13 protein-coding genes and 4 tRNA genes are annotated in these 15,242 nt (G+C 47.7%); 13 read left to right on the forward strand and 4 right to left on the reverse strand.

The annotated features are described in order from the left end of the window. Positions 1-18: 18 nt before the first annotated feature. Positions 19-678 (forward strand): 2OG-Fe(II) oxygenase, encoded by a 660-nt coding sequence (locus ACSHX2_RS12225; protein ID WP_435693236.1) that lies wholly within the window; start codon positions 19-21, stop codon positions 676-678. A gap of 106 nt (positions 679-784) precedes the next feature. On the opposite strand, the gene ACSHX2_RS12230 is transcribed toward ACSHX2_RS12225, so the two are convergent. Continuing rightward, positions 785-872: transfer RNA gene (locus ACSHX2_RS12230), tRNA-Ser, on the reverse strand. A gap of 97 nt (positions 873-969) precedes the next feature. Here ACSHX2_RS12230 and ACSHX2_RS12235 point away from each other — a divergent pair. The 3 genes from ACSHX2_RS12235 (at position 970) to ACSHX2_RS12245 (ending at position 3,880) form a co-directional block, all read left to right on the forward strand. Further along, positions 970-2,052 (forward strand): glycerate kinase, encoded by a 1,083-nt coding sequence (locus ACSHX2_RS12235; protein WP_435693237.1) that lies wholly within the window; start codon positions 970-972, stop codon positions 2,050-2,052. A gap of 50 nt (positions 2,053-2,102) precedes the next feature. After that, a complete protein-coding gene (gene fabD / locus ACSHX2_RS12240) occupies positions 2,103-3,032 on the forward strand; it encodes an ACP S-malonyltransferase (RefSeq protein WP_435693238.1) in 930 nt (309 codons plus the stop codon). Between the two features lie 134 nt (positions 3,033-3,166). Beyond that, the gene (locus tag ACSHX2_RS12245; protein ID WP_435693239.1) at positions 3,167-3,880 is read left to right on the forward strand and encodes a DUF2071 domain-containing protein; all 714 of its coding nucleotides are present in this window, start codon (positions 3,167-3,169) and stop codon (positions 3,878-3,880) included. On the opposite strand, the gene selA is transcribed toward ACSHX2_RS12245, so the two are convergent. The 3 genes from selA to ACSHX2_RS12260 are packed head-to-tail and all read right to left on the reverse strand — an operon-like array spanning position 3,877 to position 6,841. Next, positions 3,877-5,256, reverse strand: a complete 1,380-nt coding sequence (selA, locus tag ACSHX2_RS12250; protein WP_435693240.1) for an L-seryl-tRNA(Sec) selenium transferase — start codon at positions 5,254-5,256, stop codon at positions 3,877-3,879. The genes ACSHX2_RS12245 and selA overlap by 4 nt on opposite strands. 13 nt (positions 5,257-5,269) lie before the next feature. Further along, a complete protein-coding gene (locus ACSHX2_RS12255) occupies positions 5,270-6,040 on the reverse strand; it encodes a hypothetical protein (protein ID WP_435693241.1) in 771 nt (256 codons plus the stop codon). A 12-nt stretch (positions 6,041-6,052) separates the two neighbouring features. Continuing rightward, on the reverse strand, positions 6,053-6,841 hold the full coding sequence (locus ACSHX2_RS12260; protein WP_435693242.1) for a hypothetical protein: 789 nt from the start codon (positions 6,839-6,841) through the stop codon (positions 6,053-6,055). 175 nt (positions 6,842-7,016) lie between these two features. Here ACSHX2_RS12260 and gcvT point away from each other — a divergent pair, with 175 nt between their 5' ends. The 9 genes from gcvT (at position 7,017) to ACSHX2_RS12305 (ending at position 15,151) form a co-directional block, all read left to right on the forward strand. After that, the gene (gcvT, locus tag ACSHX2_RS12265; protein WP_435693243.1) at positions 7,017-8,090 is read left to right on the forward strand and encodes a glycine cleavage system aminomethyltransferase GcvT; all 1,074 of its coding nucleotides are present in this window, start codon (positions 7,017-7,019) and stop codon (positions 8,088-8,090) included. Positions 8,091-8,120: 30 nt separating this feature from the next. After that, entirely contained in the window at positions 8,121-8,501 is a 381-nt protein-coding gene (gcvH, locus tag ACSHX2_RS12270; RefSeq protein ID WP_435693244.1) for a glycine cleavage system protein GcvH, read from the forward strand. Between the two features lie 156 nt (positions 8,502-8,657). Further along, entirely contained in the window at positions 8,658-11,489 is a 2,832-nt protein-coding gene (gene gcvP / locus ACSHX2_RS12275) for an aminomethyl-transferring glycine dehydrogenase (RefSeq protein ID WP_435693245.1), read from the forward strand. Positions 11,490-11,691: 202 nt separating this feature from the next. Further along, positions 11,692-12,117, forward strand: a complete 426-nt coding sequence (locus ACSHX2_RS12280) for a DUF5069 domain-containing protein (protein ID WP_435693246.1) — start codon at positions 11,692-11,694, stop codon at positions 12,115-12,117. 80 nt (positions 12,118-12,197) lie between these two features. After that, on the forward strand, positions 12,198-13,220 hold the full coding sequence (pyrC, locus tag ACSHX2_RS12285) for a dihydroorotase (RefSeq protein WP_435693247.1): 1,023 nt from the start codon (positions 12,198-12,200) through the stop codon (positions 13,218-13,220). 94 nt (positions 13,221-13,314) lie between these two features. Next, positions 13,315-14,226 (forward strand): hypothetical protein, encoded by a 912-nt coding sequence (locus ACSHX2_RS12290; protein ID WP_435693248.1) that lies wholly within the window; start codon positions 13,315-13,317, stop codon positions 14,224-14,226. Between the two features lie 149 nt (positions 14,227-14,375). Continuing rightward, positions 14,376-14,452 (forward strand) — tRNA-Met (locus ACSHX2_RS12295). Between the two features lie 398 nt (positions 14,453-14,850). Next, positions 14,851-14,927: transfer RNA gene (locus ACSHX2_RS12300), tRNA-Met, on the forward strand. 129 nt (positions 14,928-15,056) lie between these two features. Beyond that, a tRNA-Sec gene (locus tag ACSHX2_RS12305) sits at positions 15,057-15,151 on the forward strand. The last annotated feature ends 91 nt before the right edge of the window (positions 15,152-15,242 follow it).

Below are 15,242 nucleotides of genomic sequence, written 5' to 3' on the forward strand. Positions count from 1 at the left end.
ACCGCTCAAATATAATATATGCAAAGTAAACCATCGGTTCCTTTCGACTCTGCGTCGATGGATCTTCTTTCGACAGCCTTGGCAGAGCCTGGCTATGGCGTGTTTCCAGATCTTTTGACTACTGAATTTCAACGGGGGTTGATTGAGCTGATGAAAGAGAAGTTAGCTGCTGACCAACTTGTGCGCGCAGGCGTGGGTGCTGGGGGTGAAAAGAAAATACGCTCTGAAATTCGCAGTGATTCTATTTTTTGGTTAGAAGAGGATGATAAAGCTCCAGTCGCTGAAGCTTGGATCGAGGGTATGAATGGTCTCTGTGAGTATTTCCGACGCCATCTGTTTCTTTCATTATGGTCTTATGAAGGGCATTTAGCGCAGTACCCAGCCGAAGGGTTTTATAAAGCTCATCTCGATCAGCATGCTCAAACACTTGCTCGGCAAGTCAGCGTCATAGCCTATCTTAATGAAGACTGGAGTGAATCTGATGGCGGAACACTAAGGCTCTATACCGACATGGAAAAAGGTGTGAATGGTCCATTTATCGACATCCTACCAAAAGCTGGAACCGTGGTCATTTTCAGAAGTGCAGACTTTTGGCATGAGGTGCTACCGTCAAAGAGAACACGGTTGAGTCTAACGGGGTGGTTGCGAGGTCGAGAAGAATTGCCGATTCGGGTGTAATCAGAATTTTACTCAGCAATTAACACAGCTTCTATGTCTAGTAAACATGCTGTGACTAAGGCACAAAAAAAGCGAACCGATCTGGTCCGCTTTTTTTGTAGCCAAATGGCAGAGGGGGTGAGATTCGAACTCACGGTAGGTTGCCCTACGTCGGTTTTCAAGACCGGTGCATTAAACCACTCTGCCACCCCTCCGTGTGCATTTGATTGCTGGGAGGAAGAAAGCGTAATGTTGTAAATTTTGCAAGTAAACAGTGGTATTTTTTTTCATTTTCTCTCTAACTATCTATCAATGAGAGTACTCGTAGCGTGTGATAAATTTAAAGGGTCGCTTAGTGCGGCGGAAGCTTGTGAGGCTATAGCAAATGGACTGTGGGAAGCGGCTCCTGGAACAGAGGTGGATCAGGCTCCTATTGCAGATGGCGGCGAGGGATTCACTCAATCGGTCCATGATGTTCTTGGTGGCGAATGGGTTACCTGTAACACGCTGGATGCGATCGGGAGGCCATGTGAATCCCGCTATTTAGTCGTAGGTGATATGGCTGTCATGGAGATGGCTGAGGCGAATGGCTTGGAAATGATTGAGAAGGAGCAGCGTGATGTGTTTTGCTCGAACACCGCAGGTACGGGCATTATGATGCGTCATGCGGTGGAGAACTATTCGGTAAAGCGTATTGTAATGGGTATTGGTGGCAGCGCGACGAATGATGCGGGAGCCGGAATGGCAGTAGAGCTGGGGGCTACATTTTATGATTCGGCAGGAAATCCGTTGATGCCTGTGCCTGCTGAGCTTGCTCGTGCTGTGAAGTTTGATGGATCAGGTATAATGAAGATGCCTGATATCCTGGTTGCTTCAGATGTACGTAATCCACTTCTAGGAAGTAGCGGCGCTACCGCCATTTATGGTCCTCAAAAAGGAGTCGAGGATTTTTCAGCGATGGAATCTATACTTAAAAACATCATGCTCGTGTGTGATGGTGAGACAACGGCAGAGCGAGAAGGTGCCGGAGCTGCGGGAGGTTTGGGCTTTGGTTTAATGCACTTTTGTGAAGCCGAGCTGGTGAATGGTTTTGAGTGGTTAGCCCAAGAATTAAATATGGAAGAGCGCATCGCTAAAGCTGATTTAATTATCACTGGCGAGGGCAGTCTAGATGCTCAGACAGCCGAGGGGAAAGGACCTGCGGGGATCGCTAGGATGGCAAAGGAAGCTGGTAAACCAGTGGTCGCTATGGCTGGGCGTATCGAAGACGGCGCCGAAAAGATGTTTGACCGTCATTATGCTCTCGCGAATATTGGCTTACCTTTGGAGCAATGTATTGCACAAGGGGCAGTTCTTCTGAGAAATGTGGCTAAAGAAGAAGCTGCGAAATGGTGAAAGATGGAATTGTGATTGCCTCCCACGAATCACGCAGTTAGACACGACTCATGGCTAATAAGGTAGTTGTACTTTTTTCAGGACAGGGAGCTCAGAAAGTGGGCATGGGTAAAGACTTGGTAGAAGCGTATCCTTCTGCAAAGGCGCTTTTTAATAAAGCGGATGCAGCGCTAGGGCGCTCTCTTAGCTCTGTGATGTTTGAGGGTCCTGATGAGGAGCTCACTCGCACAGGAAATTGTCAGCCAGCTCTTTACCTTCACGGCCTTGCGTGTCTCGAAGTGTTGAAGGAAAAGCTTCCAGAGCTAGAGATCGTGACTGCTGCTGGTCTTTCGCTCGGCGAATTCACTGCACACGCAGCTGCTGGGACCTTCACTTTTGAAGATGGTCTCAAAGTAGTCGAGCAACGTGGTGCTTTCATGGAAGAAGCGTGCAATGCGACTGAAGGTGGCATGGCGGCAATGATCGGCGGTGATGAAGACGCTGTAAAATCACTCGCTGCTGACAGCGATGTGGATGTGGCGAATTTCAATGCACCTGGTCAGATCGTAGTTTCAGGCTCTGTCGAAGGAGTTGATAAGGCTGTGGCTGGGGCAAAAGAGCGTGGCATTCGTATGGCGAAGAAGCTGAAAGTAGCTGGGGCATACCATTCACGTTTGATGCAAAGTGCTCAAGATCAGCTTGCTCCAGTTCTTGCTGAGACAGAAATCTCCATGCCAGCAGTCCCTGTGTATTCTAACTATAATGCGACAGCAGTAGCTGATCTTGCTGAGATTCGTGAGACGCTCGAGAAGCAAGTCACTGGCTCTGTGCGCTGGACTGAAAGCATGCAGGCTGTGATCGCAGAAGGTAACACAACCTTCATCGAGCTAGGACCAGGCAAGGTGCTTGCTGGTCTTATGGGACGGATTGATAAGTCAGTGACGGTTCTCTCAATCGATGATGTAGCATCTCTCGATGCTGCAGTTGCTGAGCTGAGCTAAAATCATCCTCTATTCATTTTCTAACGCTCTACATCTGATGGTGTAGAGCATTTTTTTTCTATTGTAGTGCTTCCGAATCACTGCTTTGACGGTTACGAGACCATGGTATAGTGTGTTTTTGACCTCCTAAATAAGTGAAAGAAGTAATTGGAAGAATTGACCACCGGATTTTGTTGAATTACCGGATTGAGCCAGACGTATTGCAGAAACATTTACCCAATGGTTTTCGACCGATGCTGGTAGACGGATATGCGATCGGCGGTATTTGCCAAGTGAGCCTGTCTCAAATGCGAGCCAAGGGAATGGCTAAAATTTTTGGCAGCCAAAGTCACAATGCAGCGCACAGAGTGGCAGTTCATAGCTCCGAGGGAGTCGAGGGTGTTTTGGTCTTGCGCCGCGATACGAACTCGAGCCTCAATGTCTATTCTGGTGGAAAGATGTTTCCCGGAGAATACAGGAAGGCTGATTTTGAGGTGCAAGCGGCTGATGGTCGCTACCAAGTGGAGATTAACCAGCTAGGTGGAGCGCAACTCATGTCGATTGATGCAGAGCAAACCGACTTGTTAGATGGTGACTCGGTATTCAAGTCGATGGACGAAGTCTCTAGATTTTTCAAAAAAGGGAACCTTGGTTGGTCGCTGAATAAAGAGGGGCAATCTTATGATGCGATTGAGCTAGTTACTAAGCAATGGCACATGGAACCGCTAGAAGTGCTTTCGTGTTACAGCGCGTACTTCGATGACAAAAATCTATTTCCCGAGGGCAGTAGCCAGTTCGACAGTGCGGTACTGATGAAAGATCTCGAGCACAGCTGGGTTGTGCGAGATGGCTTTTGTGCTGTCTGTTAGGCCAGTACTTCTTTCAGCCTTTGAGCCACAAGTGCGTCTTGCCAATCGAATATTGTACGCAGGTCTAGCAATAAATGCTTTTCCTGAGTGTAGCCGACAATAGCGGGAGACCCTATGCGCAATAACTTTCCGAGCTTGTTGAGGCTGATACCCGTGGGAGTGATTTTGATCGCCATGGAAGGGATCTGAGATCGTGGCATGGTTCCTCCGCCAGTTGTGGCGATAGATTCGATGATACTAAGTTCGCCTTTAGTAAGATTCCCCACGGATTCGATGATAGCTTTGGCTCTCTCTTTTAAGAGCTCAGGACTCATTGCTAGAGCTTTTAAGTTGGGAACATCAGTCTCTGTGGGATTGGCTTGGGTGCGGAGGTATTCGTCGATACTTTCTTGGAGTACTGCTAGAATAAGTTTGTCGCAGCGCACGGCTCGGAAGAAGGGTTCTTTTTTAACTCCAGAGATGAGATCGGCGCGGCCAGCGATAATACCTGATTGAGGGCCACCTAGCAGCTTGTCACCAGAGAAACAAATGAGGTCGACACCTTTTGTTAGAGCTTCTTGAGGAGTTGGCTCGTGGTCGATGGGGGCGAGCTCGTCAGTATTCATGACAGCTCCTGAACCTATGTCTTCGACAAGTGGGATGTCGTGTTCCTTACAGAGAGTAGAAAGCTCTGAGATGTCGGGCTCTGAGGTGAAGCCTTCGATGTAGAAATTCGAGCGATGGACTTTGAGAATAAGCGCTGTGTTAGGAGTGACGGCTTTTGCGTAATCCGCGAGGTGGGTTTTGTTCGTAGCTCCCACTTCGACCAGCTTCGCGCCAGAAGTTTCTAGGATCTCTGGAATACGAAAGCCTCCGCCGATCTCAACCAGTTCTGAGCGTGAGACGATCACTTCATTTTTCTCACCTTCACAGAGGTGACGTAGGATTAATACGAGGGCAGCAGCGCAGTTGTTCACGGCAGTAGCCGCCTCAGCATTTACCAGACATGCGAGTGCCGTTTCGAGATAGCCCGCGCGCTTTCCGCGAGTTCCTTCGGGTAGATTAAATTCTAGATTGGAGTAGCCAGTGGCTATTTTTTCTAAAGCTGCCGCGGCTGTCTTGCCCAGCGGTGAGCGGCCAAGGTTTGTGTGAATGAGCACTCCTGTACCGTTGATTACAGGCTGTAGTCTTGAGACTGCAAAAGCATGGAGGTTTTGTTCAATATCCAGCTCGATAGCGTCACGTGAACTCTCAACACCGGCTAATAATTGCTTGCGCCAGCTTGTGACTTCTTTGCGCACAAAGGAAATGACGAGCGGCTTAGGTAGCTTCACTGCGCTAGCAAGCTTGTTCGCGAGAGGCTCGATGGGAGGTAGGATTTTTAGGGCTGAGGACATACTTGCTTTGGAATTAAGATTTAGGAGACTCGGTCGTATGAGTGATGTATGATTCGGCTTTTTCTTCCAAGGAATCCATTAGATTAGAATATTTAATCGTGGCGGGTCCATAGATAGTATCTTGCGCCTGCCAAGCTTGGCTGTGGCCGTATTCGGGGAAAGTGAAGGATGGCTCACCGTCGTGCCCTTGCTTAGGTCTGTCTTCATAGAACGAGCGCTTAGCTTCTAAGTAGGGCATGCATGTGAGTTCACAGGTGTAGTTAAGCGTATTCTGATCAGTCGCCTTGCCGAACGTATCCTTGAAGTACACTTCTCCACGAGAGCCTTGCAGAGAAGTTCTGAAATGTGAGCTATCAAAATAGAGGTAATCAAATTCCCATTGGTCGCCCTCACAGCGCATGGTGTAGGAACGTGGAGGAATGGCACGCTGTTCAAACTGATTTTTCTTTCGGTCTGGCTCAGTGGGGATCTTGAATTGGTCCTTATCGATCAGTAAAAATGTTTTCACTACCTCGGAGTCCTCTCGGACACGTTGGTATTCTGTGAGTTCTCTAACTAGCTCTCCGTTTAGAAATAATTGACGTTTGAGAACAGCGAGCTCACCGCTTTTGGGATGAGCGCTAAGTATTCTCTTTACTACTCCCAGGTCTCCAGGCGCTAAAAAGTCCGATTCAGTGAAATCATTTTCTGGGGTGATGGGCTCTTCCTTGAAAGTACGGTAGAGGGCCAAACTGGACAATAGGACCGAGAGGCTTAAGCCTACTGTGAGTATGGTTTTTTTCATGGGCGTGTGGCTTTAATCTGGAAGGTGTTCCAAGCAATAATCCTTGCCATCTTTTCCGACCCGGAATGTTTTATCAGGGTTGCTGATGTCATTGGCTCCACAGGTGTGGCATGTGTTGAACGCTTCGTTTTCGTCTTTCTGGTAGGCTTTAAATTTTTTCCTATGTGCTTTCACCGAACTACGCTGTTTGGTGTTTCTCAGGAGCATTGGGATAGCGATCACAAGGTAGTTAGAAATGCAGATCGCGACAAAGAGTCCGTGGAAAGGGCTCGAGATGGCGTCTAATAGCATCGGTACGCCAGCAAGTGCTGCAATGATCCAGATCGGGCAGGGGATCACCATAAATAACATGAGTGAGTATTTAGGATTGTAGGTGGCAAAGGCGAAGAGAATGGAGGCTCCTAGATAAATTCCAGACAGACTAAACTGGGTGTCCCAGACAGCTCCGAAGAGAATATTAGCGAGAAGAGTGCTGAGTATTCCCCAGTAGACAAAGAGATTCGCCCGAAACACTCCCCATTGTTGTTCGAGTCCATCGCTAAAGGAAAACATGAGCATGGTTCCGAATACCATAAAGATGACAGCGAATGCATTGAGCGAACCTATTTGAGGGGCGAAGATGAAGCTGAGTAGTCTCCACCACTCACCGTCAGTAATTTTAGTCCAATTGAAGTCGAGGGTCTCAGAGAATGCTGGGTTGATAGCAGAGAGAAGAAAGACGCCGACGAAGAGGAGAGCGAGGTAACGAATGAGGCCAGGAATTGCCCAGCTCCCAAATTGTCGTTCAAGTTGGTTTAGCATAGAAAAGGTGTGTTAGTTGATTTAACTAAGGGTCAATGTCTCCAATATATTCCAAGGTGCAAGGGATAACTCTAGATGTGTATGGATTCAGTCCTCCGTGGTTTGATACTGAGTTAGTTGAGAGATTGACAGTTTAGTGATTTCGCCGCAGCGTGCAGTTAGAATGAGCGATGAAATGATTCAGCAAACCCCGTTAGCTGAGCTCCACCATGAGCTGGGCGCAAAGATGATTCCATTTGCTGGCTGGAACATGCCTGTGCAGTACAGCAGTATTATGAACGAGCACGCTGCGGTGCGCGAAGCTGTGGGAGTTTTTGACATTTCTCACATGGGTCAGTTTTTTCTAAGTGGTGAGGGGGCTGAAGAGTGGCTCAACTCGATGCTTACAAATGATGTGAGAAAATTAGCAATCGGTGAGGCGCAATACACACTGATGCTCAATAAAAATGGTGGAGTTATAGACGACTTGATTATTTATCGACTAGCTGAGGATCGGATCTTCATGGTGGTGAATGCCTCGATGATAGCCGAAGATTATAGCTGGCTTACTAAGCACTTACCTGAGGGACTCACACTTATAGACGAGAGCCTGACATGGGCTGGTATGGCGGTGCAGGGGCCTGAGTCAGCAGCCATTTACGCTAAGATTTTTCCTGGGCGAGAGCTTCCACCGCGTAATGGAGTTGATGACTGGGAAGAGGGGGAGCAGCGCTTCCTCGTCTGCCGGACAGGGTATACTGGTGAAGATGGATTTGAACTTTTCTGTAAATCTAGTGTCGGGTCGGTATGGTTTAGCAAATTTATTGAAGCTGGAGCTAAGCCTTGTGGTTTGGGCGCGCGCGATACTCTTCGTCTCGAAGTTTGTTACCCGCTAAACGGCTCAGACCTCGCGCCGGAACGTAGCCCGCTGCAAGCAGGTCTTGGTTTTTTCTGTGCGCTTGATACCGATTTTATTGGCGTTGAAGCTTTACGAAAACAAAAAGAAGAAGGCTTAGCTGAACGGCTAGTCGCTCTGAAATATACGGGTAAAGGTGCGCCGCCACGAGCACACTATGGAGTCTTCGCTAAAACTGGTGAGCAGATTGGGGAATTGAGCAGTGGAGTTCTTTCACCAAGCCTTCGAGAAGGTATCGCGATGGCGTATCTCCCACAGATTTTCACATCAGTGGGAGCCCTGGTTGAGATCGATGTTCGTGGGCGTAGATTCGAGGCGAAAGTTGTGAAAAAACCTTTTTACAAGAAAGGCTAAACCCTCTTCTATCAGTCTAACTATTTTAATATGAGCATCCCTAACAATTTTAAATACACAGCAGATCACGAATGGATTCTAGTGGAAGGAGATGTGGCCACCGTAGGTATTACAGACCACGCGCAACTAGAGCTCACTGACATTGTTTTTGTCGAGCTGCCAGAAGTGGGACGCGTATGTGAGGCTGAAGAAGCGATTGCGGTGGTTGAGTCGGTGAAAGCCGCATCTGATATATACGCTCCAGTTTCTGGTGAGGTTGTTGGGGCGAATGAAGCGCTCGATGCTGATCCATCCTTGGTGAATACAGATCCGCATGCAGCTGGCTGGCTTTTTAAAATTAAGCTAAGTGATCCATCCCAAGTGGAGAGCTTGATGGATGCCGGAGCGTATGCTGCACATACTTGCGCCTAGGATTACGGGCTTAGGCCGACCATTCAACTCAGTAATTGCTAGATTTTTATAACGGTTAGTTTTGCATATTTCTGTGGCCTGTAGTTTACCAGCCGAGCAATACGCCTATTTTCAGTAAGCCAAGATCAAATTCCATACCCATTTTTTTATACTATAATGTCTATCTATGCAGATTTCTGTAGCCGTCACGTAGGAGTACACGGTGAAACTCGCCAAGAAATGATCAGCTCACTTGGCTATGAGCGTGTCTCTGAGCTTATTGCAGACGCGGTGCCAGCTGAGATTCTTGAGGAAAAGGAGCTGAACCTTCCAGCACCTCTCTCAGAAAGTGATGCCTTGGAGCTGCTTAAAATGCTGATGGACCAAAACGAGGTTCTAAAGCCTTTCATAGGGCAAGGCTATTACGGAACTAAGGTGCCAGCTGTGATTCAGCGCAATGTGTTAGAGAATCCAGGTTGGTACACAGCATACACTCCTTATCAGTCTGAAATAGCGCAGGGCCGGCTCGAAGCCTTGTTTAACTTTCAGACATTGATCACCGACCTCACAGGCTTAGACATAGCGAATGCCTCATTGCTTGATGAAGCCACAGCTGCCGCGGAAGCTGTGATTTTGGCTCGCTCGGCAATGCCGAAAGGGAATACAGTATTCATTTCAGACAAGGTGTTTACTCAGACGGTCGATGTAGTTAGAAATCGCTGTGAGCCGTTAGGAATTGATGTCGTAATAGGCGACTGGAAAACATTCGAACCCAGTGCATGTGACGGGCTCTTTGCAACGATTGTTCAGTATCCAGATGCCGATGGAGCGGTGAGCAATTACTCCGATTTTCACGAGAAGGCACATGCTGTGAAAGCCTCCACTATTGTGGCTGCGGATATTTTAGCTCTGTCAGTACTCACGCCTCCAGGAGAGTTTGGTGCTGATATTGCCGTGGGAAGTAGTCAGAGATTCGGCGTGCCGCTCGGTTTTGGTGGGCCACATGCCGCCTACATTGCGTGCATTGATAAACTGAAGCGCAAACTTCCTGGTCGGATCGTTGGGCTTTCAGTAGATGCCCAAGGTAACAAGGCTTACCGCCTTGCGCTCCAGACTCGCGAACAACACATTCGCAGGGATAAGGCGACTTCTAACATATGCACAGCGCAGGTGTTACTCGCTGTGATGGCTTCGATGTATGCCGTGTATCATGGTCCTGATGGGCTTCGAAACATAGCATTCAACGTGCACTATCTAGCTCAAGTAGTGGCATGTTCAGTTAAGCCGATCGGTCTCGAGGTTCTTAATGATAGTTTTTTTGATACTCTGACGATTAAGGCCCCGGGCATGGCGGCGGATATTTTAGAGCAGGGCATTGCTGCAGGGTTTAATTTCCGTCACATCGATGCTGATCATATTGGAATGTCCTTTGATGAGACGACGACCAATGACGATGTGATGACAATCCTCGCCATCTTCGGTGTGGAGCAACCAGTTTTACCTGAAGAAGACGAAGTCGCGTGGGACGCATTTAATGATAGGGAATCTGACTTTTGTACTGCAGAAGTCTTCCATAGTTACCATTCAGAAACCGAGATGCTGCGCTACTTATCTCGGCTCGAGAAGCGTGATCTCGCACTGAATGAGTCGATGATAGCACTAGGCTCCTGCACGATGAAACTGAATGCAACGGCAGAGATGGCTCCCTTGAGCTGGCCGACGGTTGCGAATATACATCCCTTTGCTCCTGAGGAACAGACGCATGGTTATCTGGATATGCTCGATAGCCTGTCTGATTGGCTCGCCGAAATCACCGGGTTTCATACGGTGTCACTTCAGCCAAATGCAGGTTCCCAAGGTGAGTATGCTGGCTTGCTAGCTATTCGCGCTTACCATTTAGCGAATGAAGGGGAGAGTCGTACTGACTGTCTGATCCCTACATCCGCACACGGTACGAATCCGGCATCCGCAGTGATGGCTGGTTTCAGTGTGGTTCCTGTAAAATGTGATGCTGAAGGGAATATCGATCTAGCGGACTTCAGTGAGAAGGTCGCGCAGTCTGGTGAAAACCTTGGCTGCTTGATGGTGACGTATCCCTCCACGCACGGTGTTTACGAATCAACAATCAAGGAAATATGTGAAATGGTTCACGATGCTGGTGGGCAAGTGTACATGGATGGCGCGAATCTCAATGCGCAGCTTGGGCTCACTAGTCCGGGAGCGATTGGGGCTGACGTTTGTCACCTGAATCTACATAAAACATTCTGTATTCCACACGGTGGAGGTGGTCCCGGAGTCGGCCCTATTGGAGTGGCTGAGCAACTCGTTCCTTATCTTCCTGGTCATTTCCGTGAAGAAAAAAAGGACGGTGCGGTCTGTGCGGCGGCTCATGGCTCAGCCTCGATCTATGTCATTTCGTGGATGTATATCGCGATGATGGGCAGTGAGGGACTTACCGAAGCTACGAAGGTAGCCATTCTCAATGCGAACTATGTGGCTTCGCGTCTTAAACCATTTTACCCAATCCTATACACAGGGAATAAAGGCCTAGTAGCACATGAATGTATTATTGACCTGCGTCAGCTTTCGGCTGAGTCCGGGATCACGGTGGAAGATGTGGCGAAGCGTCTCATGGACTACGGTTTCCACGCTCCTACCATGTCATGGCCAGTAACAGGGACACTGATGATCGAGCCGACTGAGTCTGAGTCGAAAGAGGAGATCGACCGTTTTTGTGACGCGCTGATTAGTATTCATGGAGAAATTCAAGAAGTGATCAATGGCTCGGAGGATCGCGAGGATAACGTGCTTAAGAATGCTCCGCACACCGCGCAGGTGGTGAGTAGTGATTTGTGGGATAGATCATACTCTCGTGAGAAAGCCGCGTATCCATTACCAAGCCTGCGGGAACATAAATTTTGGCCTTACGTCGGTCGTGTTGATAATGTCATAGGTGATCGTAATCTCGTCTGTTCCTGTAGAGGAATGGAAGAGTATGGCGATGCGTAAAATACTCAGATTACTTTAGATTTATGCGAGCCTAATTCAGAATTTTCTAGATTTGGCGCGGATCGATAGCTGAACACGTGGAGAGGCTATTTTTTCATCCTCTATCTAGAGCGTTGAAACTAGGCTGGACGCTAATTTATTGTTAATGAATTCAATGGATTAGCCGCTTGACTGAGGGTGGAAATAGGTGGAGATTTCGCACATGTCAGACACACGAGACATCCCATGTAGTTGTAAGGCTGAGATCGATGGCCTCCCGTACTTTTTGAGAATGTGCGACAAGATCAGAATGTTCGCAGCGGGGGAGTTGCATACTGACTATCATAACAATCTCGGCAGGGCGATGGATCTATGGACCTGTCAGCTACTGAATGTGGAATATACCGACTTGGTGACATTCATTACCGACACCGGAGCTGATGATAGAGCCGCGCTGGACTGGTGTTACCAAACTGGAACAAAACCTGAGTCTCCTGTATTGGACTGGTGGTTAAGCCATATTCGTAACTGTGGATATAGAGACGCCCTTTCCGAGCGCATAGAAATGCGAAAGGCTGATGCAGGGCTAGGTCAGCGTGACGACATCACTACTTTTTTCGACTTCATGGACGCTGAAGAAGGGCATTAATCTGTTTTTGTACATTCTTGCTCTTTAATAGTGACAGTCCTTCTCTCGCTTGTTCAATATAAAGCCTCTCTTTTTTATTTATGCCTAAAGAAATTACTCTTCGTTCACCACTCGATATGCACCTCCATCTTCGTGATGGAGACATGATGAAGTTGGTGACACCTTTGACTGCTGAAACATTTTCTGGTGCAGTCATTATGCCAAACTTGGTCCCACCAGTGGATAGCCTAGAACTCTTATTAGGTTACAAAGAGCGAATCATGGCTAACTTAGGTGGAAATCAATTCGATCCTTACATGATGTTCTTTTTCCGTGGCGACTATACGGAAGCTCAGTTAGCAGCAGCTAAAGAGCATATGCTTGGTATCAAGCTTTACCCAGCTGGAGCTACGACTAATAGTGAAGCTGGAGTGAAGGCGATCGATGCCGTGGAACCAGTTTTCAAAATGATGGAGGAAATGGGCATCCCACTCATGGTACATGGGGAGACTCATGGCTTTGTAATGGATAGAGAGAAGGAATTTTTAGAGAGTTACGATTATCTCGCGAAGAAGTTTCCTAAGCTCAATATCACCATGGAGCATATTACTACCGCGGATGCAGTGGCTATGCTGGATAAACATGAGAATTTACGAGCCACTGTGACACTTCAGCATCTGATCATCACACTCGATGACGTGGCTGGAGGCATGCTAGATCCACACCTTTTCTGTAAGCCTATAGCTAAACGCCCAGAGGACCGTGAGGCTCTATTGCAGGCTGCGCTGTCCGCTCACCCAAAATTAATGTTTGGCAGTGATTCAGCTCCGCATCCACTTGAGAAGAAAGAATGCTGTGGTTGTGCAGCAGGTGTTTTCACCGCGCCTTTAGCAATCGCTCGTTTAGCCCAACTTTTTGACAAGCACGATAAACTGGATAACTTACAAGCATTCATCAGTGATAACGCTCAAAGGCTCTATGGAGTTCAACCAGCGGAAAAACTGGTTACTGTAACGAATTCCCCATTCGAAGTGCCAGCTGCATACCAAGGCCATAACCAAAACGTGGTTCCTATGCATGCGGGAGATACACTTGAATGGAGCGTAAATTCAGTTAAAGTATAAATTACCCAAACCCCATAAGCCCTAAGGCAGGTTAAACTTGTGTTTATCTGCTAGAAATAAAAAATAAACTTCCCCTGAACTAATTAAAATAAAGATGAGCGACGAAGTTCTCAGAAGTAAGGTCAAAGATCTCCTCGAAAAAATGGAACGCGTCTTCGATACCGAATGGCGTAAGACAAAGCTGAACATGGATCACGAGATGGTGGAGCATTTCGTGGACCCTAAAGGCAGCTTTCTTAGTCCTGATGGAGCACATACCAATATTCCCTGGCCTAGCCGTGATGAATTACTCATCAGCTACCGTAGCTTGCTCCAGGAATTGGGCGGTGAACTCAGTTCTGCTAAGGCATCTACTCAACAAGTTGTTGAGACGAATTATGCAGATGTTGTTAGTGCGCTAGAAGCTGAGCATGACACCGAGAGTGTTGAGCTAACATCTCCAGTGAAAAAAAACGAATTGGCAGATAAAATATCAGATATTCCTGGGCCGCAAGCAATGCCTGCACCAATCACTAGCTCTCACGCTATCCCTAAGCCAAACACTGGAACTCAGGGAATCCCTGGGCCTGGAAATATTCAATGGCCCGGACCAATGACTGCTCCGGTCGGAGTGAATGCCGCAGCAGCGTCAGCTCCAAAAGGGTTTCCAAACCCCTTTACTCAAGCAGCTCTTAAGAAGGACGAGCCTAAAGGACCTGCGCCAATGGAAGGCCCAGCTGGTGGAAGTTCTCTCAAGCACGACCCAGCAGCGCTTCGTGCCATAGATAGTAAGAAGAAATTCGCTTACCTTCTAGAAGGTGTGAAGCAGGAAACTGTCCGTGATTTCATTTTAGCAGAGGGAACGAACTCTAATACAGGCAAACCAACAGTGATTATTTACACGCTAGAGCAGATTTGGCTCGAGTTTGCATTTCCCTATGAAGAGGGACAGCGCATCTTGACCAAATACCCTCAACGTGACCCAGAGCTCATTGAGTTCATGAAAGCAAGTGGACATAATGAGTAATGAAAGTTGGCGCTTCAGTTACTAAAAAATATTACTTTATAGTGTAGAAAGAGCTTGCGGTTATATGATTTCAACCGTAGGTTGCGCCCGCACCCGAAATGGGTTTCGCCACCAGATCTTCACGATCTGGCGAATAGCATTATTTAAATCGCGGGATGGAGCAGTCAGGTAGCTCGTCAGGCTCATAACCTGAAGGTCATAGGTTCAAATCCTGTTCCCGTAACCAACTTAAAAACGCTGTAACTGTTAAAAGTTACAGCGTTTTTGTTTGTGGGCGTAGTTTGACCGATGGACAGCTCAATACACCACAAGATGCGCTATTTTGTGCCGCAACTTGTGCCACAATTTTTTTAGGGAGAATTATGTGAACCAATTGGTGAGTGTGGTGGCTGGCTTTACTCAGCGGAAATTCTAAAGCTCTTCGTTGAAACACAGTAGCCTACAGCATTGACGACAAGGTCAATCAGCACATAGCTCCTAGTGGACGGCTACACGTGGCGTTAATTCTTTCTTAAATAGCATGAAAGAGCTTGCGGTTATACGATTTTAACCGTAGGTTCCGCCCGCACCCGAAAGGGTTTCGCCATCAGAGTTTAATCACTCGGCGACTGGCAATATTTCAATCGCGGGATGGAGCAGCCAGGTAGCTCGTCAGGCTCATAATCTGAAGGTCGTAGGTTCAAATCCTACTCCCGTAACCAACTTGAAAGCCGTTCTCAACAGAGAGCGGCTTTTTTGTGTACCCCTACGAAATATCTTCTAAAAGTTAAACTCTTAGTTGCGTGACTAGCGTGCTGTGTTAGATTTCACGGACTTAATTAATAAGCATTGGAGAGTGTTGCGTGCCTGGTGGTCGCCGCGGTCTTCAAAACCGTTGTAGGTCTGTTATGGTCCTGGCTTGGTTCGATTCCTTGCCTCTCCGCCAATGCTTATAATAAGTGACTTGCGTGTTTTGTGGGGGCTTTGGTGCTTTTTGAGCGTTCGCGGCAATTCGCCTCAATACGGGGTGGTTCTTA

This window comes from Rubritalea sp., from assembly GCF_051252225.1.
Taxonomy (GTDB): domain Bacteria; phylum Verrucomicrobiota; class Verrucomicrobiia; order Verrucomicrobiales; family Akkermansiaceae; genus Rubritalea.